19 protein-coding genes are annotated in these 24,992 nt (G+C 56.1%); 5 read left to right on the top strand and 14 right to left on the bottom strand.

Features of this window, described 5'->3' with window-relative positions; all coding sequences use genetic code 11:
• Nucleotides 1-371 precede the first annotated feature (371 nt).
• The 10 genes from P3T40_RS22285 to P3T40_RS22240 all read right to left on the bottom strand — a co-directional run bounded on the left by P3T40_RS22285 (nucleotide 372) and on the right by P3T40_RS22240 (nucleotide 13,813).
• A complete protein-coding gene (locus tag P3T40_RS22285) occupies nucleotides 372-656 on the bottom strand; it encodes a hypothetical protein (RefSeq protein ID WP_429269897.1) in 285 nt (94 codons plus the stop codon).
• A gap of 859 nt (nucleotides 657-1,515) precedes the next feature.
• A complete protein-coding gene (locus P3T40_RS22280; RefSeq protein WP_429269896.1) occupies nucleotides 1,516-2,517 on the bottom strand; it encodes a quinone oxidoreductase family protein in 1,002 nt (333 codons plus the stop codon).
• A 273-nt stretch (nucleotides 2,518-2,790) separates the two neighbouring features.
• Nucleotides 2,791-4,434 (bottom strand): FAD-dependent oxidoreductase, encoded by a 1,644-nt coding sequence (locus P3T40_RS22275; protein WP_429269895.1) that lies wholly within the window; start codon nucleotides 4,432-4,434, stop codon nucleotides 2,791-2,793.
• A gap of 826 nt (nucleotides 4,435-5,260) precedes the next feature.
• Nucleotides 5,261-6,220: a LysR family transcriptional regulator gene (locus P3T40_RS22270; RefSeq protein WP_429269894.1), complete on the bottom strand. Its 960-nt coding sequence runs from the start codon at nucleotides 6,218-6,220 to the stop codon at nucleotides 5,261-5,263.
• A 583-nt stretch (nucleotides 6,221-6,803) separates the two neighbouring features.
• A complete protein-coding gene (locus P3T40_RS22265; protein WP_429269893.1) occupies nucleotides 6,804-7,784 on the bottom strand; it encodes a LysR family transcriptional regulator in 981 nt (326 codons plus the stop codon).
• 133 nt (nucleotides 7,785-7,917) lie between these two features.
• A complete protein-coding gene (locus P3T40_RS22260) occupies nucleotides 7,918-8,427 on the bottom strand; it encodes a winged helix-turn-helix transcriptional regulator (protein ID WP_429269892.1) in 510 nt (169 codons plus the stop codon).
• A 697-nt stretch (nucleotides 8,428-9,124) separates the two neighbouring features.
• Nucleotides 9,125-10,327, bottom strand: coding sequence for a YbfB/YjiJ family MFS transporter (locus P3T40_RS22255; RefSeq protein WP_429269967.1), 1,203 nt, complete (start codon nucleotides 10,325-10,327; stop codon nucleotides 9,125-9,127).
• 663 nt (nucleotides 10,328-10,990) lie between these two features.
• Entirely contained in the window at nucleotides 10,991-12,658 is a 1,668-nt protein-coding gene (locus P3T40_RS22250) for an MFS transporter (RefSeq protein WP_429269891.1), read from the bottom strand.
• Between the two features lie 29 nt (nucleotides 12,659-12,687).
• Nucleotides 12,688-13,140, bottom strand: a complete 453-nt coding sequence (locus tag P3T40_RS22245) for a tautomerase family protein (protein WP_429269890.1) — start codon at nucleotides 13,138-13,140, stop codon at nucleotides 12,688-12,690.
• Nucleotides 13,141-13,387: 247 nt separating this feature from the next.
• On the bottom strand, nucleotides 13,388-13,813 hold the full coding sequence (locus tag P3T40_RS22240; protein WP_429269889.1) for a MarR family winged helix-turn-helix transcriptional regulator: 426 nt from the start codon (nucleotides 13,811-13,813) through the stop codon (nucleotides 13,388-13,390).
• A gap of 1,370 nt (nucleotides 13,814-15,183) precedes the next feature.
• Here P3T40_RS22240 and P3T40_RS22235 point away from each other — a divergent pair.
• The 3 genes from P3T40_RS22235 (at nucleotide 15,184) to P3T40_RS22225 (ending at nucleotide 18,097) form a co-directional block, all read left to right on the top strand.
• Entirely contained in the window at nucleotides 15,184-16,722 is a 1,539-nt protein-coding gene (locus P3T40_RS22235; RefSeq protein ID WP_429269888.1) for an MFS transporter, read from the top strand.
• A 179-nt stretch (nucleotides 16,723-16,901) separates the two neighbouring features.
• On the top strand, nucleotides 16,902-17,372 hold the full coding sequence (locus tag P3T40_RS22230; RefSeq protein WP_429269887.1) for a cupin domain-containing protein: 471 nt from the start codon (nucleotides 16,902-16,904) through the stop codon (nucleotides 17,370-17,372).
• Between the two features lie 461 nt (nucleotides 17,373-17,833).
• Entirely contained in the window at nucleotides 17,834-18,097 is a 264-nt protein-coding gene (locus P3T40_RS22225; RefSeq protein WP_429269886.1) for a hypothetical protein, read from the top strand.
• A 379-nt stretch (nucleotides 18,098-18,476) separates the two neighbouring features.
• Here P3T40_RS22225 and P3T40_RS22220 read toward each other — a convergent pair whose 3' ends face one another.
• The 3 genes from P3T40_RS22220 to P3T40_RS22210 all read right to left on the bottom strand — a co-directional run bounded on the left by P3T40_RS22220 (nucleotide 18,477) and on the right by P3T40_RS22210 (nucleotide 21,462).
• Nucleotides 18,477-18,935, bottom strand: a complete 459-nt coding sequence (locus P3T40_RS22220) for a tautomerase family protein (protein ID WP_429269885.1) — start codon at nucleotides 18,933-18,935, stop codon at nucleotides 18,477-18,479.
• A 422-nt stretch (nucleotides 18,936-19,357) separates the two neighbouring features.
• Nucleotides 19,358-20,749, bottom strand: a complete 1,392-nt coding sequence (locus P3T40_RS22215; RefSeq protein WP_429269884.1) for an NAD-dependent succinate-semialdehyde dehydrogenase — start codon at nucleotides 20,747-20,749, stop codon at nucleotides 19,358-19,360.
• 323 nt (nucleotides 20,750-21,072) lie between these two features.
• Nucleotides 21,073-21,462, bottom strand: coding sequence for a tautomerase family protein (locus P3T40_RS22210; RefSeq protein WP_429269883.1), 390 nt, complete (start codon nucleotides 21,460-21,462; stop codon nucleotides 21,073-21,075).
• Nucleotides 21,463-21,610: 148 nt separating this feature from the next.
• Between P3T40_RS22210 and P3T40_RS22205 the strand changes: the two genes are divergently transcribed.
• The gene (locus P3T40_RS22205) at nucleotides 21,611-22,573 is read left to right on the top strand and encodes a LysR family transcriptional regulator (protein WP_429269882.1); all 963 of its coding nucleotides are present in this window, start codon (nucleotides 21,611-21,613) and stop codon (nucleotides 22,571-22,573) included.
• 124 nt (nucleotides 22,574-22,697) lie between these two features.
• Here the strand turns inward: P3T40_RS22205 and P3T40_RS22200 are convergent, their stop codons facing one another.
• Nucleotides 22,698-23,663: a GlxA family transcriptional regulator gene (locus P3T40_RS22200; protein WP_429269881.1), complete on the bottom strand. Its 966-nt coding sequence runs from the start codon at nucleotides 23,661-23,663 to the stop codon at nucleotides 22,698-22,700.
• A gap of 248 nt (nucleotides 23,664-23,911) precedes the next feature.
• Between P3T40_RS22200 and P3T40_RS22195 the strand changes: the two genes are divergently transcribed.
• On the top strand, nucleotides 23,912-24,619 hold the full coding sequence (locus tag P3T40_RS22195; protein WP_429269880.1) for a GNAT family N-acetyltransferase: 708 nt from the start codon (nucleotides 23,912-23,914) through the stop codon (nucleotides 24,617-24,619).
• Nucleotides 24,620-24,992: the final 373 nt, after the last annotated feature.

The following is a 24,992-nucleotide window of genomic DNA, read 5'->3' as shown; positions in this document are numbered from 1 at the left end:
CGACGCTCTGCATCGACTTCTATTCGATGAATATGACCGCAGAAGCTCTGCAGAGCAGGACAGCGCGCGCAGACAATTCCCGAGTGACCGCCATTGAATAAGTTTCGGCCGACGAAAACCACTCCCTAGTCCGAGCTGCTTCGCAGCGGACCCCGCCGCCTTCGACCAAAAGGCTCTACCTTGCCAGTAGAAGACATTGACGCCGATTGCGCTCTACAAATTGCTAAGGAAGCAATGTGCGACTGAATAGCCGTGATATTCCTAGCTGTCTACCCGGCGAAGGGCTAACACCACCAGTTCGAAAGTTCGTTCCGCGGGAGTCACAACTCTCGTTTTATTGAGGCTGCACTCAAACCATCCCAATCTTCGGGTTAGTTCCCGCGATACACTGTCTTGTCGAGCCTCTTCAGCGAGCCATCGTGCTCGGACACCACAAGCTCCTGATAAACCTGAACCCGGGCTTTTGACACCCCGGCTACTCCTTTTTGTTCCGATTGTCCTGCCTTCTCTCCATCGGACACGGCGCGGGTCGTGGGCACGGTAACGGCCTGCGCCGATATTGCATTCGTCGAAGAGAGAGGCACGGATTCGACAGCGTAGACGGGATTAATAGCGACACATGCACTAAAACCAAGCGCAATTGCATAACGTTTCATACATTTCTCCATACACCTAGGGGTGCACAACATACAGTGAGGTGGGCCGCGCGAAGAACGTTTTGGCGATACCGAGCGTCAGCCAGCTAACATCAGTCAAAACCTTTTCACAATAAAGCTCGAAGATTGCTAACCGGCAATGTGAATGGAGGGAAGTTATCCCAAGAAACAGCCCCGAACAACAATCGTTTTGTAAAAAGTCCGTTTACTAACGACGGCTGACCTGTCTTCTTCAAAGCCAATTATTGTTCCGGCGCATCCTCGCTTTAAACCGTAAGCGTCCAAATGTACTCGTGATTACCAGTTCTTTTCGATGCCAGTCTGTTAACCCGTATAACGTAGCATTCCTATGTATATGTTATGGCGAAAACCGAATCAGGCATCACGGACAGATGAGTCGGCGAGCCGGATGGATCGAGACAGGGAAACGTAGTCAGAATGCGAGGTGCCGCGTGCGACGTCTAGGATACGCGCCTCAGCAAGAGGTTCCGGACCTTGCTTGAGAATCTGTGGAAGGGGTATGGGCGAAGGTATTCCGTTTGCTTGCCAGAACTGGGCCAGCACCAAGACTGGCCTACCGGTCGTTCGCAAATGCTCGAGTGAAAATCGCAGTCCCGAGCGGTACTTTGGCCTGACCGCGCGCCAGCGCCTCCTTCGCACCAGCGCGTGGAATGCCGGTTCGCCGTTCTGCGGGGCTACCGTTTCGGGACTATTGGTCAGGCGATGCAGAAACCCGCAGCGAACGACCAACCGCGGGTAAAGATGTGATCGCCGACCGACGCTATCGGCTGATAGGCGATCGAGGCGTTGTCTTCGATATCCCCGGAAGATTCCGGGAGTGTCGGTCTATTACGGCCGCCTACTCTTGCGGAAGCAAGACAATCGACCCGATCGTCTGGCGGCCGCCGATGTACTTGTGCGCCGCCGCTGCTTCCCGCAACGGGAAGGTCTTCGCAACATTGCTGTCGAGTACCCCCGCCTTGACTGCATCGAACAGGCACTTCGATCCTTCGCCGATTTCACTACGCGTCGACATGTAATGCCAGAGCGCAGGCCGAGTGATGAAAAGCGACCCGCGTACGCCAAGGTCCTCGACGACCCTGATCGGATCCGCCACTCCCGACGCGTGCCCGTAAGCTGCACACATACCGAGTGGCCGCAGGCAATCGAGCGACTTCTGTAGCGTGTCTTTGCCGATCGAATCGTAGACCACGTGTACACCCTTGCCACCCGTGAATTCACGAACCGCTGCGACGAAATCTTCGGTCGAGTAATTGATGGTGTGGTGGCAACCAAGCTTGCGAGCAGTCTCAGCCTTTTCTTCGGTGCTGACAGTCCCGATTACAGTAGCGCCAAGGTGGCGCGCCCAGGGAACCATGATGTGACCCATGCCGCCGGCAGCCGCGTGAATCAACACATAGTCTCCTGGCCGCACCTTGTGCGTCCGATGCAGCAGGTATTGCGCTGTCATCCCCTTCAGAATCAACCCAGCGAGATGGACATCGTCGAGCACCAGGTCCTTTGGAACCTTGATCAACTTTTCGGCTGGGTAGAGGCGCTCCTGACTGTAGGCGCCGAGAGGAGGAAGGCAAGTGCAGACCCGCTCGCCGACGGCGAAGTCGGTGACACCGGGACCGACCTCCTCGATCACACCTGCAGCTTCAAAGCCGACCACAATCGGCGGCTCGCCGACGACCAGCGGGTGAGGAATGCCAGCTCGGTGGTAAGTATCCAGGAAGTTCACCCCGACGGCCGTATTTCGCAGTCGCACCTGACCTGGACCAGGCTTCCCAACCTCAACCTCCTCCCATACGAAGTTGTCAGGCCCACCTTTTTTATGAATTACTTGTGCCATTGCCATGATTAATCTCCTAAATAATTATCTTGCCCGCAACGACACGGTCGCCACGAACTCAATTCAAGAACCGTCGGCGAGCTTCACTCCGTTGGTTGTGTTGCTTTTTCGATGACGAACTCATGATGAGTTCGCCATCGATGACAAAAAACGAGACACACTGCCCTTTGCTCGGGGCGGACGATCTTCACCATCCACGCTCACGTCCAGGCGTTCAACCACAAGAGACAACCCCGTGGCGTGAATAGTTAATGTGATATCGCTCTCGCGCAACTGCGATTAGAGGGCGACATCTTTGAAATGAAATGCCCCATTGCGCAGTTCAAATACCTGCTTCCTCAGCCATGCGTCGCTGGAGTTTGGGAAATCCGACCTATAGTGGACTCCGCGCGTCTCCGTACGGCGCGACATGGCCTGGCGCATACCGTCGGACAGCTTGATAGCGCGCTCGAGGCGCAGGATTTCTTGCATCTCGCCATAGCTGTTCCAGCGAAACGAGCGGACCTCGTTCAGGAGTTCAGCAAACCGTTCCCCAACACGTTCGAGCCGTGCACCGTCACGAATCGGCCCAAGAGCAAGCTGGTTTGTGCGACGCAGCTCTCCCATTACCCCGTCGATCCGACTTGCCTTTCCGGATTTGGTTGCAGGCCGCAGAAGTGATGCACCTCTCGACGCAGCAGCGCCGTTAAGACTGCCTGCCGCGTGCCGCCCGGCAATCCGGCCGTACGTCATGGCCTCGACGAGCGCAGTGCCACCGTGACGGTTGGCGCCATGCACGCCACCGGCCAACTCTCCGGCAGCATAGACTTTGGGAAGGCTGGTCCGACCGTCCACATCGACCTTCAGGCCGCCGATTGTGTAGTGCGACGAGGGTGCAACCTGTACCGGCGAGGTGCGGAAGTTCGGGACGCACTTGCCCAAGAAGGTGCCTGTGAGTGAGTCGGGCGCCCAATCCTCTGATTTCGTTTCGCGGAAATCGACAAAGACCTTCTTGCCGTCGACAATCTCCGTCTGAACCACCGCAGCTAGGTGATCCCAGTTGTGGAGCTCCGAAAGGTATTCCGAGCCCTCGCCAAGATGCTTCACCAAGATGTTTTCGCCCTTGTCGTTAATGAGCTTGGCGCGCCTCGGAAAATCCGGATAAAGGAAAATTGTTGGCGCACCCTCCTCACTCACTGAGAGCGGGTAGAACTGCATGAATTCCATATCGATCAGCTCAGCACCGGCGTCCATCGCCATGCCGTGACCATCGCCAGTCAGCGTCCGGGGGTTATCCGTGACGTCGTAAAGGCCCTGAATCCCACCGGTCGCCAAGACGATCGATCGAGCAGCGATTGTCACCGGCTTGCCATCGATAAGGGCACCGACCGTAGTGGAACCCGGGTCGAGCTCCAGAGCGCTTCCTCTCACGCGCCGAATCTTGGGCGAAGTGTTGACAGCTTTACGCAACTGGGCGTAGAGCGCGGTTCCGTGTGTCGACGAGAACTCCATCATCAGGCCCGTCGTGTCCTCGAGGGAACCCCGTGTTCCGTAATCGGCGTCCAATCCGGCGAGAAGCTCCTTCCCGCTCTTACCCGTTGCCCGGCGCGCCCTCACCCCGCGCTCCGACTTGTCGACGGGAACCTTATATTCCTCAATCAACTCCGCCATTTCTTTCGGAGCTTCATCGACGAGACGCCTGAGGAGCGCGGGATCACACAAGCCCTTGCCTGTGGTCTGCGACATCGCTTCGTAGAGTTGGACACGATCGAAGCCCTCGTGCGCGGCATAGGTAAGAAAGCCGGTGGAAACGGCGGTACTCGGCGCCCGGCCATCGCCAAGCATGATGACGTCACAACCTGATTCGCTCGCAGTAAGGGCCGCGGTTTGACCTGCACAGCCTTCGCCCACCACCAGTACGTCGGTTACAAGAAAATCCGACATGAAAGTCTCCTTCTGTCAAACATATGGTTAAGGTGTTCTGAACGGCTGGTAGACATCAAGGGAGAACGCCACATGCTTGTCTCCGAAAACATCTTCTTTTTGGCCGTTACGAACGTTGCACGCGACTGAGCCTTATGCCTCGACGGAGCGGTGGCTGCCACGACGCTTCTGCCAGGTGCCAATCTCTTATCTATGTCGCGGGCCTATCCTATTCCCGTGCAGGTCGACCCAACAGTAGCTTGAACACATAAGTGTTCTACGAAATCGTCATGAATGAGATTGGAAAAAATGTTTCGTTATCCGGATGTGGGGGAACACGAAACTATGCATTACTGTCGTCCTTTGAAAGCGTCGAAAGGGGATGAGCGACTAAAGGGCTTCAGGATGTGCGAATCAAGTTCCTGAACCCCGGGTGCCGTGGAGCACCGGGAATGTCGTAGACCTGTGTAATCCGCATGGACCGGTCACTGATTGCTCGGCATTCAGTCTTGTTTCCCGCAGAGGGTTGCAGCGATCAGAAGATACCGGGGAAAAGTAGAGGCGGAATGCGACGTAGCGTGACGAGCCTTGCTGCCTGAGCTCGCGAATGACGATTGCGAATTGGCAATGCGATTCAATCGCTATCGAAATTCTGGAAAGCGAAAGGACCAGAGCGTCGGCTCTAGCAGTGGGCGTAGGCGCCGAGCGCCGGCTCTGGGGCGGCACTCGGCAGGCGGATTAATCAACAGCCGTGCCACGCGCAGGCGTTTATACAATGGCGGGACAGCACCGCCCCGTCTTTGGGGCGCACCCCAATTCGATGAGGCATTCAATGCAGGTAAAGAGATTAGGCGGATAGCCCGGATTCAGTCGATCTCGGCGCCGACCCCGCTAGCAACGCGATCTCGGCCGCCCGTTGCCGCGGCAACGTCTGTTTCAGATGATCAATCCATGCCTTGATCTTTGCGTCGAGATAGCGGTTTGACGCGTATAGCGCAAAGATCCGAAGAGGCCGCAGTATGTAATTGGGGAGTACGCGCACCAGCGTTCCATCGCGTAGTCCTCTCATGGCCGAATACGCTGGCAACGCGCCAATTCCCATGTCATGTTCCATTGCGGCGGAGACGGACTCCGGGACATTCACGCGAAGTCGCCCCGTAATTGAGATGGAAACCCGCTCTTCGCCACGATAGAGCGTCCAGCAGTTGCGCGTAAATTGAGGCAAGGAAAGCTCAATACATGGCAGCTGGGCTAAGTCCTCGGGGCGCTCCACCGAAGGATAACGCTGAAGGAATGACGGGGACGCACAAAGTATGCTGGCCGTCTCGCCGATTTGCTGAGCGATCAGAGCAGAGTCTTCCAACTGCTCCGCAAGTACGATTGAAACGTCAAATCCCTCTTCTAACAAGTCTGGCGCTCGCTGCAGTAACGTAAGTTCCACGGAAACATCAGGGTACTTTTCCTCATAGCTCGCGAGGCAAGGAATGACGTAGTGCTGGCCAAAAGCCCCCCAAGAATGGACGCGAAGCAAGCCAGCGGGGCGTACATTGGCGCCCCGTGCTTCCACTTCGGCCTCGTCATATAGCCGGAGGATTTCCAGGCATCTCGCCAGATATCGTTCGCCGGCTTCGGTCAGCGCCATTTTCCTCGTACTGCGATTAATCAGTCGGATACACAGCTGCCTTTCGAGTTCGGCCACGCCTCGCGAGATTGCCGCGGAATTGAATCCGTAAAAATCAGCGGCAGCCGTGAAACTACCTGTCTCAACCACCTTCGCGAAAACTCGCATGACCTGAATTCTATCCACCACTCCTCCGCCTTTATTTGCCTGCCTTCTGCCGCCACTGCCGGGGGGCGTTGGCCGATGGCCGGCAGGCGTGCGTAGATCGCTGGATTTGATTTTTTATTTTCCGCTTGCCACCTGCTCTGCACGTGAGTTTATACCGGTCACGACGACCTAGCGAAACGATACTGCACCATTGAAGGGTTTTCTTCCTTGGCGACTAATCTAACACTACAACCGTAGATCTTTAACGTCGGGAGGCGTACAGCCGCGTCCTCGGTAGTGCGACTGTTCCGCGCGCAACTGACGCGTGCGCCCCCCGCTTGACCAAGTCAGCACGTGATCGACCATCGACGGATGGAGGGTGCAGGCTTCACCCGCAGTCACGCAGTCCTCATTGACACAAATTGACGGAAGGCTCGGCATCATCGGCTTGGATTTCTGTGCCGCCGGCCGCAGCTGCGGCCCGCCCTCCGCTGGACAACAATGAAACGGAAATCGCGTGGCGACGCCTTGCGCAGCGCTGCTCGTCAGTAAAGGGTCGTAGTAGATGGGCGTCCCCACACGTCACGAAGCGAGAACGGGTGCAAGTTTGCACTCCAATTATTCAAACGCTTTGAGGTAACGCCTCCATCGGCCTCACCTCGCGCGGCCTCGGTATGCCACTTATCGCCGCGGCGTCACTCGTCAGCGCCTCTCCTATCCAGTCGCGCAAGAAGTCAATCCACGTCTTGATCTTCGCATCCAGAAACTGCCTGGACGCATGAAGGACGTACAGATTTAGAGGTTGAAGGTGATATTGAGGCAGTACCCTGACCAACGTACCGGAGCGAAACAGGGATCTGATAGTAAGTGTCGGCAGAGAACCAATTCCCATACTCTCTTGCAAGGCGACAGCCATCGCATCCGCATCGTTAACCTTGAATCGCCCCGCGGGCAATTTGAATTCACTCTGGCCGGCCTCACTGCCCAAAATCCACTTGTCAGACGGGAACAAAGGTATGGCAACCTGCAAGCACATGTGCCCGGATAGATCTTCGACCGTCTCTGGCACACCGTTTGCGTCGAGATACGCCTGTGAGGCGCATAGAACGCTGCTCAAAGTCCCCAACCGATGCGCGATATAGGCGGAGTCAGGCAGCGAAGTCGGGGATGCCCGCAAAGCAACGTCGTATCCATCCGCGATCAAATCTGGCACGTTTTGCGAAAGTGTCAATTCTACGGTTACCGAAGGATAACGCGCCTGGTATGCTGCAATCGCAGGTACCACGTAGTTTTGCCCTAAGCTCGACATGGCGTGAACTCGCAGCGTCCCGACGGGAATCGCATGCGCATTGGACGCCTCGGCCTCCGCATGAGCAATCGAAGCGATGATCGCGTAGCACCTTTCTAGATACTGCTCACCCGCCTCAGTCAGTGCAACGCGTCGCGTAGTACGGTTCAGCAGGCGGGTCCGCAAATGAGACTCAAGTTCAGAGATCGAGCGGGACACATAACCCGTTGTTGTATTCAGTTGAAGAGCAGCCGCCGTGAAGCTTCCAGACTCCGCGACCCCAACGAAATTCCTCATGCATCGAATTGTATCCATGTTCTTCCGATCCACCATTGTCGACAAAAATCCAGAGACTGGTTGCCCGCTCCGCCCGCAGATATCGCGATCTGCTGATAACGGCCGCCTCATTTGCGGCCGTCGTTCAAAATGAATGTGGCCTGCGATGCAGCTAGCGGAGGTCGTTGCCGCGACGCCGCGCGACGATCGTCTGGGAGCGATTTAAAACATCACTTCCGCTGGCATCGCTACACATATAGGTTTCATGTGCCGTCAAAGCCTTGCCACCTTCTGCAAGAACCTGAACCTCCCGGATTGGCCGATCCGTCTTTCTTTCGAGAATCTGGATGCGACGTCCTTTCGAACTTCCCATCCAGCGCTCCGACCACTGATTGAGGAAAATGATCAACGGGTATGTATCAAGACCCTTTGCCGTCAATAGATACGCCACTGCACGACCATCCCCTTCGACCTTCTGCTTGCGAAGAACGTCGACTTCTACCAGCTTGCTAAGTCGATCCGCCAAGATGTTCGCCGCGATTCCCAGATGCTCGGTAAATTCGTCGAACCGCATGATGCCGGCGAAGGCACTACGGAGGATCACAAGTGTCCACTTATCGCCCAGTTGATCGACTGCCTGGGCTACCCCGCAATCCACACCTGCAAAGGAACTTCTCGTCATTTTTCGTTGCCTACAGTTGTATCTACAACCACTATACATCACTTGCACGAAGAAAGCTATTTCCACGCGTGTAAATACGAGTTCCACAACAGCTTGCGTTGTCCGCACAAGCTAGAATTTCCAATCCTAACGATACAGACCCAATCCGACGCAGGTGTCCGGTAAATAGTTGCCAATTTACGTACATGTGCCAGATCTTTCGACTACCCTGTCTTTAGCAGGAGGCAAGTCGCCGCTCTACCTAAGAACGTTTTTTGCGTGCTTATTGCAAGCTACATAACTATAAGCAGGCTGGTCCGTCCTGAGTTGGGACTCCTCGCCAAAGTTCTATTGGGAAAAAATGTGTGGGCTTGGGGAAGTGTCACCCGTGTGCTGCCGTAGCTTGCACTCTCTGCCGGGGTTTAAGCGCTTTCGGCGCCGTGGGCTGCTGGGGTTCAAACGTAAGTTCGCCTTGAATGCCCTAGCACACAATCTGTTTAGAGCAGTCACTCTGCTGGCGGCGCTATTTATCTTCTTGTATGCCGTTTTGCGCCATCTGAGCCACGCCGTTCACGAATTTCCTGAACGCGCAAGCCAACCCCTAGGCTTGCGCTACCAATCATATCCACGCGCGGGCTTAATGTGAAAACGCAGCCGAGGCGTTTTGCGATGGCCTTCGGGGGACCGGGTTTTACGAAGCAACCGGATGCGGGCATCCTCAGCTAGTAGCGCGATTGTCGGCTGCTAGCAGGTCGATCACCAGGGCGATCACCATCGTCACAGCGCCGATGACGAATAGCAATTTGTAGTTGCCTCCGCTACGGGCGAATATAAAGGACAGTCCATACGCAGCCACGGCCTGGAAGAGAGCAAACGCCACCGTCGCCGTTCTCCATGCCGGTTTTTGCTGCGCAGGATGATGTGCAAGAAGTTCGTGCACGCGACCCAACACAAGTGGAACTGTGCCGGTGACGAAAGCCCCAACCACCACACTAGAGACGATCAACCAGAGCGGCCCCACACCTAGAGCTGGAATTGCAATTCCACCGATTTCCAATACAAACGCGAAACGTAGCGCCCGTCCGAAGCCTATCCGGTCAGCTAGGACGCCAGCGAGAATAGGGCCGACTGTCGCGCCGACTCCGAACAAAACCCAATACTCGGCTCCGACTTGTAAGCCCTTACCAAGACCCCGTGCCACGAAATCGACCAAGAAGATCATGTGTGGTACCCAACCAGCAGCATTCAAAGCGTACTCCAAGTACAGCGCTCGCAATGTGCCTAACCTAGGTGCAGGATGGTTATGTGACTGTGCCACCGACCTGCCAGTTTCACTTGGCCACCCCTTCCAGGCGATCGCCGTCAGGACCAGTGAAAGCACCCCCAGGCCAACCCACGTATCGTGTAATCCCCTTTGAAGCAGTAGTGGAACGAGCGTGCCCGACGCCACAACACCGGCACCGACACCCATGAAGATAATGCCTCCAGCTAATCCCCGACGGGAGGGGCGAAGCAAAGGCAACACCGTAGGGGCCGCAAGTACCATCAGAGCCCCTCCCGATAGGCCCGACATAAATCGCCAAAAGAAAAACCACGAGAATGAAACCGGATATGCGCATGCGAAGAAAGCGACAGACGCTAGAATCATCATCGCTCTCAGCGTCACCGCTACCGTCGATCGTGCGGCAATCTGATTGCCGGCGAGAGCGCCTGCAAGATAACCTGCAAGATTGGACGCGCCCAAATATGCTGCCATCGACGCATCGAACCAATGCGCGCCAATGATAGCGGGCAGTAGAGGAGTATAAGCAAACCGGGCCAGCCCGATACCGACAAGGCTTGCGCAAAAGGCAGCCGCGGTCGCCCACCAACCGTTGACGGTTTGCGCCTCGGGGTTTCTTGGGTTGTGAGGTGCTGTCAGACTTTCCACGACCGTCCTTTGTTTCAATTGATAAGGGGAGAATACGCGCAATCATTAATCTGAGAGATTGAATTGAATCGATAGGGGCTATCTCGTTTTTTTATATGGTATGTGCGGAGTAGTTGTGGTCCCTACTCTTCGATTTTCAGAACGTGGGTGCATAGACTACGTTGCCTAGTGTTCAGTAAATGATCGGAGATGGCGCTTTCCACCCTCTGCCGCCGACAACGCTGTGTATAACGACGGTCTCGCCTCGTCGAATTCCCAACACTCAAGACATCGCACGATGCACAACCAACCTCGCAAGTGGAAGCCTTCCTGCCTCGGCGCAACTGACATTCCCAGGCTTCCGCACCGGTTACGTAGCGCTGACAAATTCCACATAAGAGCCGTGGTGCGAAATCTCGTGGCGGACGTGATCAAGGACTTCCTCACCAGGTTTGCATTCCAAAACGCCCGGACTGGGACGCTCTGCGATGCCAGCGTGGTTCTAACCCGGGAGTTCTTGACCAACGCTGCATGACCGACTTTTGCTCCGTATAAAGACAGCTCCCTCGCCTTATGCATACATGTCGCCAAAGAGACTTTTTTCCCACCCACAGAGTCCGTGCCAAACCACTCAGACCGGAATCGGCACGACACTCGCCACGGAGTTAAAGTGGATCACGCGTCGATGGTGCGGTTCCGTGTTTCGGGAAGGAACAGGAGTCCAACAACGAACGAAATTGCAGCGATGCTTACCGGATACCACACGCCGGAATAGATGTTTCCTGTAGCAGCCACTAGTGCAAATGCAGTAGTCGGGAGGAACCCACCAAACCAACCGTTGCCGATGTGATATGGCAACGACATTGCGGTGTATCGGATCCGCGTCGGGAACAACTCAACGAGCGCAGCCGCAATCGGTCCGTAGACCATTGCTACCAGCAGGACGAGCGCGATGAGCATTAGCATGACCATCAAATAGTTAATACGCGTCGGGTCTGCAACCGACGGGTATCCCACCGAACTGATCTGCTTGCCAAGCGCCGCGTTGAATTCCCGCAGCTTTTGCTGTCGTTCGCCTGGCGTGAGCCGCGCGCCCTCAAAGCTCGACACTACCTGGTCACCAACACGTACCGTTGCAACTGTGCCAGCAGGCGCGTCAATATTCGAATAGTTGACTGAAGCCTTGGCAAGGAAGGACTTTGCAATATCGCAAGAATTGACGAACTGCGAAGTTCCTACAGGATTGAACTGGAATGAACATGTTTTTGAATCCGCGACAACTGTCACGGGAGCGCGCTCCTGCGCCTCATACAAAGCAGGATTCGCGTATTTCGTGAGACCATGAAAAATGGGGAAATAACCAACAACGGCAAGTAGAAAACCGGCCAACATGATTGGTTTGCGCCCGATGCGGTCGGATAACGATCCAAAGAACACAATCATCGGCGTTCCGATCGCGAGCGCCGCAGCGACCAAAAGGTTCGCCGTGACCGATTCGACCTTCAGCGTTTGTGTGAGAAAGAACAGCGCATAAAACTGGCCTGCATACCAGATAACCGATTGTCCTGCCACGAGACCGAATAAAGCGACGAGCACCAACCGAACGTTGCGCCATTGGCCAAATGCTTCCTTGATCGGCGCTTTGGACGTCGCGTTGTCGGCCTTCATTTTCAGGAAGACAGGAGACTCGTGTAATGAAAGACGGATCCATACTGACATGGACACGAGGATGATGGAGAAAACGAAAGGGATACGCCACCCCCATACCGCGAACTTCGCTTCTCCGACGAAAAATCGGGCGCCGAGAACAACCAGCAGTGACAGAAAGAAACCGAGCGTTGCCGTCGTTTGGATCCACGCCGTAAACGCGCCGCGCTTGCCCGGAGGTGCGTGCTCAGCGACATACGTCGCGGCTCCGCCATATTCGCCACCAAGTGCGAGACCCTGAACCAGACGAAGCGTTACCAGCAAGATCGGCGCGGTGATACCAATTGAAGTGTATGAAGGAAGGATACCAACCAGGAAAGTCGACGAGCCCATCAGCAGGATGGTAATCAGGAACGTATATTTTCTGCCAACGAGATCACCAAGTCGGCCAAAAACAAGAGCTCCGAAGGGACGAACCGCGAATCCTGCTGCGAACGCAAGTAGTGCAAAGATGAATGAGGCCGTTTCGTTTACGCCTGAGAAAAACTGCTTGCCAACGATCGCGGCCAGCGAACCATACAGGTAAAAGTCATACCACTCGAAGACCGCGCCAAGAGAAGACGCGAACACGATCTTGCGTTCTTCTCGAGTCATTCTTCTATGTGGCTGCGGTAGCGCGTATGCTGAAGTACTCATGGTCTATCCCGGTGTTCCACTCAGCGCAATTAGTCTGGTTTCGATTTGCCAATGCTAAGAAGATGCTCACGGTCAGCATGAGACATCGAGCTGAGCCAATCCTCCTCAGTTCCGGGTTCGGGGAGAACTTTTCCGTATTCCACCATTTGCGAAGGCGGCAGTTCGGACACGTATGCCCAAACGTGGCGCCGTTCCGTCGACGCCGCGCTAGCGATCACCTTCACAATGTCTTCAAGTAACTGGTCCTTTTGCTGAGCAGTTCGTCCGGCGCGGATGTGGCCGTGAACGAAAATCTGGTCTGACTTCAAAGGACTTCCTCCCATGAAGTGGCTGCCGTCGGGAATCTCACTGAAGATTACCTGCGCGAAAAAACCCTGCGCGCCGGTGGCGTTGCTATGAGAATCTGTGATCCCCTCCGCGATCTGCTGCTTAATCTTTTCGCTGAATCTGCCGGATACGGCCGACACGATATACGTTGGCATTTGATTCCTCCTTCGAAATCAAAATTACATGTAGATGTATATGCAACTACATGCGTAAAAAAAGCACGCCTGCACCGACGACCGCGACACCAAACGTTCGTCACTGGAACCTCAGTTGTAGCTACAACTGTATGAGCATTGAAAACTGCCCGAAAGCAGTTGTAGGTACATCTTAGTAATCGCTCCGCTTCTTTTCCAGCAGTGTTTACCCTTGATTGGCGCCCGTCTCCATGCATATGGGCTTCCCCTAGCCCCTTCCCGCCTGCTGCAGGGATTCAAGCGCTTCCAAGAGCTGGTTCGCTGGGTCCCTCATGAATTGCCGCACCTGGCGCTCGACCCGCTTTTGCGCAGTGCGCCAGAACGGTTCGGCCAGGCGCAGCACCCTCAATCCCTCTGCGCTAAGGGTAGCAACTTTATACCGAGCATCTTCTTCCGGGGCCACATCTACCCAACCGGCACTCACAAGAAGGTTCAGATTTCGCGAGATCGTTGTTTTGTCGAGTGCGAGCTCTGCGGCGATCTCGGTGAAGGTCGCAGCGCCGAGACGCTCAAGCGCCCTCAACAAAGAGAACTGGGTAATTTTGAGCCCGACAGGCCGAAGAGCGTCGTCATATACGCTGGTCAGTGCGTTGGCTGAGCGACGGAACTGTGTGCAATAGCAGTCGGTGAACATAAAGGGTTTCCGGGTTGATGTTGCGGACACGGCGTCCTAGATGCGGCATCATCATCTCAATGCAACAGTTGTACCTACATCATTGTAGTATATCGAGGTTCTGCGTTGCGCACGCGATGGAAATACGACGACCCTTCCCTACCAGATGCGCCTAGGTTCTCTGCACCAGATCTAGCGGCGTTCGTCGACAGGAATTCCAAGGCCTGCCCCGACCGACCGAAGTGTGCGGTACCCGGAGAGTAGCCATCGCATATCATGCAGCTCGCGAGAGCCTGCCTGATTTGGCGAAAGACAGGGGCATACTGACGGCATTTTGGTGGCGGTTTTTTGTTGGTGGTGCGGGTGCGCTGACGGCGTGCAAGGTCGGCGGGTCGCCGGGAGTAGCCAGTCTGGCGGAGAAGCAGGCCGTGGGCGCGAATCTGGATCGAGGACGTCATCGGGCCCGGTATAGGCGCTATGAGCCGCCTTGGTGCTGCCAGACAACCTGCAGTTCTCACGAAACTCTGATCGCGTTCAATGAACGTGTTGCCTTGTCTCGATGACTTCACGCCGCACGCCGTGCGTACGGCGTATCCGACATCGGGCGAGCCCTAACCATGAGCCCCTTATTGGAAATCATCGTGAGTGACACCCTCACGCCGAACCCATATGGCTTCTTGCGTGCAGTACCTCTGCGTCCGATGTCCCGGTCAGCGCAGCAGCACGCGGCGGCGAATTCACCGAACTGGATCAGGCGAAAGCTGTCCTCTGTTCCACCCACGTCGATACCTTCGGATCGCACGCTGACTTAGGTGACGGGATCTTCGGTTCTATGTTTCTGGTACTTGGATGCGCTGATTTCAATGCCATGGGTGAGATCATAGAGAGTTTAGGAGCCCGTTTTCCGCCACCCTGTGTCTTGACGAGTTCGACTACCGCCTCGCGCGACCGTTCATTTCTGTCGTAGAGACGCGCGCGTTGGTTAACGACACACTCGATCTCCAATGTTTGCCTGACAAATTCGCTGGCCCCGGATAGTTCACCGGACGGAAAAACTCTTTTCACGAGACAAGCCGTTTCAATCGTCAAACATCGAGTACGATACTGGCATATACCATTTTTATTGCAAACCTCACATGGGGTGGCGGGATGTCAGGCTGGATTTTGATCTGGCCTCAAGGCTGGCTGAAGGCTCTATCTCCGAGTCGATGCAGCGCATGACGAAGGCTGGTTCAGTAGTGTGTTCGCGGCGATATTTTCGTGGGCACCGGCGAGGCGGTGCGTTTCTGCTCACCTGGATCCTAAAACGTGGTATATGCCGCTATTTTTTGCTCGCATTGGAGCGCGCAGCCGTCCCCGGTCCGGCGCAAGACCCGAATTGGAGTGAAAGCGTGTCACGGAAGTTGATGTTGTTGCTCTGCGTGTCGGTTCCATCATTCATGATCAATCTTGATGCCAACATTGTCGCGGTCTCGCTTTCGTCAATCGCGAAGTCTCTACACGCCGATTTCGCCGCGATCGAGTGGGTGATTTCGGCCTACACGCTGGCCTTCGCCACCCTCGTCATGCCAGCGGGCGCTCTCGCAGATAGGTTCGGCCGTAAGCGGGTCCTAATCATTGGTCTGTTGGTATTCACCATCGCTTCGTTCTTTTGCGGCGCTGCCTCGTCAAGCGCAGTCCTCAATGTCGCGCGAGCAGTTCAGGGGGTTGGTGCTGCGCTGCAGTTGAGCGCCGCGCTTGCTGTCTTGTCACACGGCTTTCAGGGCAGGGAAAGGGCAAAGGCGTTCGCATTTTGGGGATCGGTCATTGGCGTCGCCATCATGCTCGGGCCAATCGCTGGCGGACTCATTACCCAGGTGCTCGGCTGGCAATGGGCCTTTTACGTCAATCTTCCCATTGGCCTCGTCATGATTGGCATAACGATGACGACAGTCGAGGAATCCAACGACCCTTACGCGAACCGGGTGGACGTTGCCGGTGTTCTGACTTTTAGCGGCTTTCTCGGTCTCCTGACCTGGGCGTTGATTCTCGGCAATCGCATCGGCTGGAGCAGTGCCGAAATACGAATCCAATTGTCAGGCTCGGCTGCGTTCCTGATCGCATTTCTTGTCGTTGAAGCAAGGCAATCGCGACCAATGGTCGATCTTGGCATGTTCTTCAAGCGGACGTACCTGGGTGCGAACACGGCGGCGGTGTCATTCGCGGTCACGTTCCTGACCATGCTGACCTATCTGCCCTTCTTTTTCCAGAGTGCGCTCGGATATTCGCCGTTTCACGCAGGGATATTGATGCTCCCGCTCGTGGTACCGCTTTTTGTGGTGCCGCGAATCATTTCGTCCCATCTCGAGCATCGTCTCTCTGGGCGTGGAATGCTGGTACTGGGTCTGCTGCTTGTGGCGGTCGGTCTTCTGTTCACGGCGATGTGCATCCCGCGGTTCAGTTACCTGGCGATCGCCACTCCCATGTTTGTAGCGTCTATCGGCGCCGGCATCTTGAACGGTCAGGTCGTCAAGGTCGGCATGACCGTGATTCCGGTCGAGCGAGCTGGCATGGCCTCTGGCATTTCGGGAGCGATGAGGTTCAGCGGGGTCGTGGTCGGGTTCGCCGCGCTCGGTGCGATTCTCTTTCAGCGGATCGCCTCCAGTCTGAACCAGGTGCTTCCCGGCGTTGACGAATCGGCCCGCGTTGAGATCACGCGTCTCATTGCTAACGGAAACGTCGACTCTGCTGGCGTCGCCTTGACCTCTCATGGGGCAACGGTGCAGCTTGCGCTCCAGACTCTTGCTCACGGATATGTGAGTCTGATGTTGGCGGCCTCGGCTGTCGGATTCATTGCCGCTGCCATCGCGTGGCTTCTCATCGACCCAGCGGAAACGCCGGCGCATTCGAAAGCGACCGTACCCGTCGTGACAGGGGTATCCATCGACTAAACGTGTTCGGCGCGGGGCACCGCTGGCAAGGCCATCATCCGCGTTGGTACTACCAGTAAGTGGAACGCAAAGACTGACCCCGTGTTCCCTGTTCCTCGGGTTGCTCCAACACCATAGCGGCCCAAACCTCTGTTGGCTTGCTCGACATTTTGTGGCATATACCATTAAGGAGCTTCATCATGCAAAAGACGAAAAGTGGTTTTCAATGGCGAGTCGCGTCTGTGTTATCTGCAGCGCTCTTGTCCGTCAGTGGTCTCGCTTTAAGTCAGAGTGCGTCCGCGGCACCCGGCCAGGAAGTCACCATGCAAACGCTTGCGCCTCTGGATACAACGATCGCCGGTGAGCGACTGGAGTACCTAAGTACCGCACAACCGGTAGTTTCCACGGAAATTCTTACGATTCCACCACAGACTACGACGCAGTGGATGACCCATCCGGTTCCCGCCTATCTTTATGTGCTGCAGGGAACCTTGACCGTTGAGTTTCAAGACGGGCAGCGGCAGCAGTTTTCCGCTGGTCAGGCATTCCTACAGTCGCGAACGCATTGGCATCGTGGGCGCAACGACACGAACGAACCAGTCAAGTTTCTTGCGGTCTTCATGGGATCAAAAAGTGTACCCGTAATCCTGCACCCGCCGACCGTTCACTAACCGAGAGCGCAACTGGAATCGACCAGTTGCAATAGCCTGTATCGAGTTCGATTGCATGTTGAGCCCTGACGCCGACTCGTCGCGCTGGCCGTGCTAGTGGGGCTCTGAATGAAACGTTACGGTCAATTCGGCATCTAGGCGCGGCTTTCCATCAACCGCGCGACTAGTGCAGACAAGGGCCCCTCCGCGCACGTGCGTTTCTTCTTTGCGACATCGTCTCGAACTCGACCGGTAACCGCGAGTTTGACACCACAGGTGTGACAGTGTGACGAGCGCAAAGTCTGTCGTCGACTCGACGAAAAAGAAACACATGTCGGTCGCGTTGAATCTGCGCACACCGAGCGTCTATTCGGTCTCCCGTGCGGTCGCCGCAACGGCCACCGCACACAGGGGCGCTACACATTCAAAGTGGAATGATGGATTTATCCGCTCGTCGCCGCACAGATTCGCGGAGTATCGTCATGGATCTATCTGCGCTTCGTCACACGCCGAAGCCACTTATTCGGGACGGCCTTGTCGCGAACCGGAAGGACAATGAAGATGCCCGCAGGCGCCGCATCGCCCTGACTGAAGCTGGAGAGGCAAAGCTACACGAGGCGGAAGTGCTCTGGAAGCAGGCGCAAAAGCGGTTCGACTCCCTTGTAGGCAGCACCAACGCCAAGGAGTTCAGAGAGATGCTTGACCAGCTTGCTTCCCCCGAATTTGCAGAGCAGTTTTTGGCCTGAAGGCGCACCTCTCCTAAAGACCGCACGGATTCGGGTAAGGTCAGTGAAACGATGCCATTCGGCAAAGCGTTCACGGTGTTGTTTGCGGTAAAGCGACGTGCCCACTAGATGTCGCTCCAGTACGAAGTGCTTTTGCATCGGACTGAAGCTCGACAGGAAGGCCTCGCTCGCCCTCCCGCCTAGCGTGATGGCTCACGCCTGGCAAGGCGTATCACCTGTTTGGCCGGGCGCTGTACAAGCTGAATGTGGATAGTTTCTGCGCGATCATCGGCCAACTCGGGGGATACGCGAAACGAGCGAACCTGACGCAACAGGACCGGCTCCAGAGCGGCGGGATCTTCGAGGTCGCTGCCTCTTTATCAGCAAGTTGACTGCTCCTTTACAAACGAAAATTCTGTTGTTGTACGCCTAGACCCATGAGATAAGTCTTCAGTTCGTTAGGCAGATTTTCGAACCATGATTTTTCTCCACCGGGCGGGGGCAGCACATGGCCATATTCAACCATATCGATGGGTGCGAGATTACACAAATAGATCCAAATCTCCCGTTCCTTAAGACCGGTGATGCTGGCGACATCTCGCATGACGTTCAGCATAAGCTGCTGCCGAGCTTCGTCGGAACGCCCGGCGCGGATGTCACCGCGAATCCAGATGTGTGCATTGGCCGGGGAACCACCGAGATAGCGAGTCTTCCCAGGGTTCTCGTCAATCTCGACTTGGACAAAAAACGGGTGAGCACCAGTCGCTTCACTATGACGCTTGCCGATTGCAACGGCGATCTGCGTCTTCTGTTCGTCTGTCAGCGTGTTAGGAGGGATAGAACAGACGTAAGTCGGCATGATGAGTTTCCTTTGAAAAACATGAAACGCTTGAGTTTTGACTGACCGTCTTGGCACCTAAGCGTTTGGACTATGAGATCCCGGCATGTTGTACCGGGGTACGCCTTTGTGGACGAACCTTCACCCACGAACTTCTTCCAATATTCATTCATCTTTGACACAAGATCGATAATCTGATCCCTCAGTTTTCTACTTTTGCAAAACCTTTAAGTCTCGTCGTATTTCATCTCATCTACGAATACATTTGAATACGTAATAAATAGGAGAGAATGTCGCGAAACGTTGAATAAGATGACTAGCTGCTTGATCTCGCTTTTAGTCGACGATGCAAGGCTTGGCTAGACCGCCATTGACCACCCTGACCTGGAGCAACTGCACCGGGTCGAATCGGGCGAAATTGACGCGCACGTTCCGGCGGGCACTTAGAAAGTGCCGTCGATGTCGGTCACGCCGATCAGCTTTTGGTTGACGAATTCCTTCAGACCCAGTCCGATCAACTCGCGGCCGTAGCCTGAGCGGCGGATGCCGCCGAACGGCAAATCGGCTTTCACGGCAGTCGGGTGATTGATGTAGACCATGCCGCTCGAGATCTTCCGGGCCACGTCAACGCCATGGGCGAGATCTTGGGTGAACACCGAGCCGCCAAGACCGAACGGTGAGTCATTGGCAATGGAAATCGCTTCGGCTTCGTCTTTGGCCTTGAAGATCAGCGACACGGGACCAAAAAACTCCCAGTAGTAGGCCGGGTTGTCTTTGGTCAGACCGGTGAGCATGACCGGACGTACCAACGCGCCCCGATCCGACACCTCGGCACCGATGACGGTGGCGGTCGCTCCATGGGCGACCGCCTCCTCGACGTGCTTGCGCACGTCGTCAGCGGCGCCCTGCGACGACAGCGGCGCAAGCGTCGTGGACCGATCCATCGGATCGCCGGCCTCCAGTGCAGTCACGCCAGCGACGTACCGCTCCATGAAAGCTTCATAGACAGCCTCAACCACGATGATGCGTTTGGACGAGCAGCACACCTGGCCAGCGTTCCAGTGACGACCGAACACGGCCCACTTGGCAGCCTTGTCGAGGTTGGCGTCTTCCAGCACGATAAACGCGTCAGCTCCACCAAGCTCCATGGTCGATTTCTTGAGTGCCGCGCCGGCCTGAGCCGCGACGATGGCCCCGGCCTCTTCCGAGCCGGTGAGCGCCACGCCGTGTACGCGCGGGTCGTCGATGATGGTCTTGATCTGCGCGCGGGTAGCGTACAGGTTCTTGAAACCACCCGCGAGCAGGCCGGCTTCGAGCATCAGTCGCTCGAACGCATCAGCACACTGCGGCACGTTCGATGCATGCTTGAGTACGACAACGTTGCCGGCGGACAACTGTGGGGCAATGATCCGCGCGATCTGGTAATAGGGAAAGTTCCATGGCTCGATAGCCAAGATGATGCCGAGCGGCTCGTGTACCAGCATCGCATCTTTCACCGCGGGGTCCTTGGACGGCAGCTTCTCCGCAGCCAATTGCCGTTCGGCGTTCTCGACATAGTATTCGAAGATGCACGCGGAAAGCTCAACCTCGGCCTCCGCCTCGGTCAGCAGTTTTCCCATCTCGAGGGTCAGCAGGCTGGCGTATTGCGTGTGCCTCTCGCGCAATAGATCTGCGGCCTTCTGCAGCACCGCCACGCGGTCAGCGACAGCCACGTCCTTCCATAGCTGGTAAGCGGCATGGCCTTGTGCCAGCGCCTGATCCACCTCGGCATCGGTGGCGTTGGGAAAGACCTTGAGTGTTTCTCCCGTGTAGGGATTGGTGGTCGAGTATGTCATTTAAACGCTCCTTTTCTCTGTTCGTCTAACATTTGTGTTCGGCCCCTTCATGACTCGCTACTTCGGAAAGCTTTATCGGCCTGTAGCGTTCTGTGACGCCTTGCATCGCAATGCCTGATAAGGTCCATCCGAGCTGGTTCAAGCTCTTGCGCCCCGATTGAAATCGGGAGATCACTTAGATTTCTGTCAACCTTCATAACGCATCCTTTCACACTTAGCCCTGCTTAAAGTTCGCACGAAAAGACAGACCACAGGACGATTGAATGGTTGTTTGAGAAGGGCCAAACGCCTGGTCAGTTCACTGCAGTGTAAAAAACCAAAGTCTATAGTTCGCCGGTCATGAATTGTGCAACGCCGTTGCCGAAGCTCCAATCGACGTCCGAGTTGATCACGAATGACACCATCACATCGCTCGGTTCGATGTCGCAACTCGCCTGGAGTTCGCGGCAAAGTTCTTTGTAGAAGAGCTGCTTCGCTTCCTGGGAACGCGGCCGCGAGGTAACCGATACAATCACGACGTTCTTCGTACGCGTTATACCAAGACCTGTGTCCTCGACAACCATGCGCGAGGCTTTGTGTTCATTGACAAGCTGATAGCGGTCGCGCTCCGGCACGCCGAGCGATTTCAGCACCGCGCGGTGAGCTGCATCAAGCATTGCCTTGATTTGCTTGTCAGTGCGACCTTCAACGATGTCAAATTTGAGGAAAGGCATTTACTTCTCCGATTGATGAGGGGCCTGAGAACGGCCGGGCGCCTTGTTCGTGTATCGCGCCAACCGATGACTCCAGCGTAGACGCCACCGTCAATTAGAAAAAGCGCTACAATCGATTTCACTGTTTAGCGCTGTGAACAATTGAGCCATGGAACGACAGAAAATCGAGGGGCTGTGGTCGCATCTTCACGTGCTAACGGTACTGGCGGACCAGGGTAGCTTCACAAAGGCTGCCGCCAGGCTCGACGTGAGCAAGGCATCGATCAGTCAACGGATAGCTGAGATTGAGCGCATTGCTGGCGTCCCGTTAGTTGTTCGTACGACAAGAAGCGTTCGGCTTACCGAAGTGGGTCAAAAGCTGGTGAATGAACTCCGCGGGCCGTTCCAACAGATCGTCGAGAGCTTTGGTGGCGTCCAGGATTCAGCGAGTGCTCCCAGAGGACTCGTTCGTGTGACGGCGCCGGTTGCTTTTTCCCGCCAACAGTTGGTGCCACAAATACCAGCGTTCCTCAATGCCAATCCGGATGTGCGGGTGCAGCTCGAGGTATCGGATAGACTGGTTTCGCTCTCGAGCGAGGGCTTCGACTTGGGCATCCGGCACAGCGCCATCATCCCAGATACCCACGTCGAGTGGACTCTGTGTGAAACACATTCACTGATTGTGGCAAGCGTGTCGTACATATCGCGATTCGGCATGCCGCAAACACCCGACGACTTGTCCAAGCATCGCTGTCTTTACTATCCGCGCGGCGTGGAGTTGCCAGCGTGGAGCTTCGAGCGAATCAAATCGCACCAGGCTAACGTCGCACGGCTCACCGTTCCGGTGTCGGGGCCGTTCGCCACGAACAACAGCGAGTCGCTAAGAGATGCGGCAATCGACGGCCTCGGCATCGCACTTCTACCAGATTTCAGCGCGCAGGAGTCACTTCGGCAGGGCAAGCTTGTGCGGCTATTACCCGACTGGAAATCCGTCGGGGCTTTCGCCCCGAAGCTGCATATTATCCGCCCCTATTCGGCGCGGGTTCCGCGCGCAGTCTCCGCATTTGTCGACTACCTTCGCAACGTCTTCGCGGGTGGATTTCTGGATGGCAAGCAGACCCATCAAGAGTAGCCGAACTCGGTGACTCAAAGGTTCGTCCGGACAATTGAGAGGTTGTCATGGGGCGCGGTTGCAACGGTTTCCACTGAACTGGCGTGCTCGTACAACGTAGAGACCGTGCCCTCCGTACTTGCGATCAGCGTGCATTGCCGCGTAATTCCCGCACGCCACGTCCGAGGCGTCTGCGAAGCAACGTACGCAGCGTCACGCCATCGGCGTACCCAACCTCTGCAGCGATCGCCTCGATATCGAGGTGGCTCGTCTGTATCAAGTGAACCGCACGCTCGACGCGCAAATCTTGGAAGTATGACAGGGGCGATTTGCCAAGCACCGCCTCGATGCGACGTTGCAGGGTTCGCTTGCTCGTCGCCAGAGCGTCGGCCGCCGCGTCTAGCGAAAAGCCTTGCGCGAGCCGCGTACGCGCCCAGCGCTCAAACCGTTCGACAAGTGGATCAGCGTGCGCCAGATGCTCCGGGATCATATACGGCGCCTGCGACGGCCGTCTGTCTATAAGCATATAACGCGCGACAAGAGTCGAAAGCTCAGGGCTCGATTGCCGTATCAACCACAGCGCGAGGTCGAGATGCCCCATTGCCGCTCCCGCTGTAACGAAATCGCCTGAGGGCACCAACATTCTCGATTCGTCGAGACGCACGTCTGGATAACGCTGGCGGAACAGTGGACTAAGCCACCACGACGTTGTGGCATCGCCGCCCCGCAGCAGCCCCGATTCCGCCAGCACGAACGTGCCGATGCAGGACGCGGCAATTCTCGAACCGCCGGCATGCCAAGCATTTAAACGGGCCATCGCATCGGTGACGTCGCGTCGCCCAAGGGCCAGCAGCAACTGTTCGGGCATCTTCGTGCTCAGCCCTGGCACAATGACCCAATCTGACCGGTCAGCTGCGCTCGTCGCCTGGACCGACATCCGCATTCCGAGCGCCGTACGCACCTGGCGCTTCATCCCCACCACACAAAGATCGAAAGGCCGCGCGTCCGGATCCTGCAGCGCCGCCAACTCGTTCGCGGTGTTGAAGGCATTCAGAACCGCAGTAAGGCCGGTATCGAACACGTTATCGAGGGCGAGGACACTCACCTTCATGGCGCAAACGCTATCAAAGTTGACATTTATCGCAATGGTACAGCAGGGACGCACCACGTACATTACTCGTCGACAACACCCGTTTGACGAACGAAGGCACGTCGTTGGTAAGCGAACTCAGGGTAAATTGCCTGGCAATCTGCAGACGTTTGAGTCGCTGCTGATCGAGTCTGACCACCCGCTCAGCACGCTGATGAACGCGACTTAACGACAGCCCGAAAGACGTAGCGCAATCACAAGGAATCGATATGGATCACCCCTTCCAACACATCCTGGACACCCCCATCTGGTCGGCATTGGCTACCCGACACGGGAACTTCCGACAAGGCGGTTCGCTTGCTCGTCGGTATTGTCCAGAAATGTCGCCGTTCGCGGCGGTTGTGTCGGACACTACGGCTGCCTGGCAGGAGTTTCACCAGCTTCTGCAACCCGGCGAGCAGGCAAGGTTGATAGCACTCAATCCCATAGAACCGATTCGGGGATTGCAGGCGGAGCAGGTTGCCGTACTCCATCAAATGGTGGCCACGATTCGTGCGTCCGACAGCGTGCATGATGCGGCGGTGCTGCGCCTGAACCACCTCGATGCCGAAGAGATGCTCGAACTTGCGACAGAGGCCAAACCTGGCCCTTTCGCAAGGCGCACATACCAGATGGGTAACTACATCGGAATCCGGGACCGGGGCCAGCTCATCGCGATGGCAGGTGAGCGGATGCACATCGACGGATACGTCGAAATTAGCGCTGTCTGTGTGCGTGACGAGTATCGAGGTCAGGGTCTTGCTGGTCGCCTCGTGAATGTCCTGCGCAGAGATATCGAAGCCCGCGGGGACACGCCTTTCTTGCATGTTCGAAGTAACAATCAGGCTGCGATCGGCTTGTATGAGCGCCTTGGGTTCGAGGTAAGGCAGGCCTTTCGCCTTATCGCGATCAAGCGCACGAGTATAGGTTCGGTGTGAATTGAGTTGATACGATGCTCCCCCAACTCAGGACAGCGGGGTCCGCTTGCGAATTGCCGCGTCGCATGTCGGGAAACACGGTTCCCTGACAACAGAACGCATGCCCGCTTCCCGAAAGCCGGCCGGACGAGATCAAACGTCGTCTAAAGCGAGCTATCCGCTTTCCGTCCGGAGTTCCCGTTGTCGAACCTCAACGGTTCCGAAACACTGGAACCCTTTTTGCCAGGAAGACGTGCATACCGTCGTTCTACCCTTCCGCTGCGAAGCTAGCCTGGAACAGACTGCGCTCGTGCTGGATGCCTTCACTCAAGGTCGTCTCGAACGCACGATGACTCAAGGCGCCTGGCAGAAGTCTCTGCGTTCCTTTACTCTG

This window comes from Paraburkholderia sp. EB58 (assembly GCF_050436665.1).
Classification (GTDB): domain Bacteria; phylum Pseudomonadota; class Gammaproteobacteria; order Burkholderiales; family Burkholderiaceae; genus Paraburkholderia.
Note: the sequence above shows the minus strand (reverse complement) of the source record. Positions and strands in the feature narration are given on the sequence as shown.

Excerpts from the sequence above, each read along its gene's own strand:
- P3T40_RS22285 (WP_429269897.1), bottom strand. The coding sequence starts at position 656 with ATGAAACGTTATGCAATTGCGCTTGGTTTTAGTGCATGTGTCGCTATT.
- P3T40_RS22280 (WP_429269896.1), bottom strand. The coding sequence starts at position 2,517 with ATGGCAATGGCACAAGTAATTCATAAAAAAGGTGGGCCTGACAACTTC.
- P3T40_RS22275 (WP_429269895.1), bottom strand. The coding sequence starts at position 4,434 with ATGTCGGATTTTCTTGTAACCGACGTACTGGTGGTGGGCGAAGGCTGT.
- P3T40_RS22265 (WP_429269893.1), bottom strand. The coding sequence starts at position 7,784 with ATGGATACAATTCGATGCATGAGGAATTTCGTTGGGGTCGCGGAGTCT.
- P3T40_RS22260 (WP_429269892.1), bottom strand. The coding sequence starts at position 8,427 with ATGACGAGAAGTTCCTTTGCAGGTGTGGATTGCGGGGTAGCCCAGGCA.
- P3T40_RS22250 (WP_429269891.1), bottom strand. The coding sequence starts at position 12,658 with ATGAGTACTTCAGCATACGCGCTACCGCAGCCACATAGAAGAATGACT.
- P3T40_RS22245 (WP_429269890.1), bottom strand. The coding sequence starts at position 13,140 with ATGCCAACGTATATCGTGTCGGCCGTATCCGGCAGATTCAGCGAAAAG.
- P3T40_RS22240 (WP_429269889.1), bottom strand. The coding sequence starts at position 13,813 with ATGTTCACCGACTGCTATTGCACACAGTTCCGTCGCTCAGCCAACGCA.
- P3T40_RS22230 (WP_429269887.1), top strand. The coding sequence starts at position 16,902 with ATGCAAAAGACGAAAAGTGGTTTTCAATGGCGAGTCGCGTCTGTGTTA.
- P3T40_RS22225 (WP_429269886.1), top strand. The coding sequence starts at position 17,834 with ATGGATCTATCTGCGCTTCGTCACACGCCGAAGCCACTTATTCGGGAC.
- P3T40_RS22220 (WP_429269885.1), bottom strand. The coding sequence starts at position 18,935 with ATGCCGACTTACGTCTGTTCTATCCCTCCTAACACGCTGACAGACGAA.
- P3T40_RS22215 (WP_429269884.1), bottom strand. The coding sequence starts at position 20,749 with ATGACATACTCGACCACCAATCCCTACACGGGAGAAACACTCAAGGTC.
- P3T40_RS22210 (WP_429269883.1), bottom strand. The coding sequence starts at position 21,462 with ATGCCTTTCCTCAAATTTGACATCGTTGAAGGTCGCACTGACAAGCAA.
- P3T40_RS22205 (WP_429269882.1), top strand. The coding sequence starts at position 21,611 with ATGGAACGACAGAAAATCGAGGGGCTGTGGTCGCATCTTCACGTGCTA.
- P3T40_RS22200 (WP_429269881.1), bottom strand. The coding sequence starts at position 23,663 with ATGAAGGTGAGTGTCCTCGCCCTCGATAACGTGTTCGATACCGGCCTT.
- P3T40_RS22195 (WP_429269880.1), top strand. The coding sequence starts at position 23,912 with ATGGATCACCCCTTCCAACACATCCTGGACACCCCCATCTGGTCGGCA.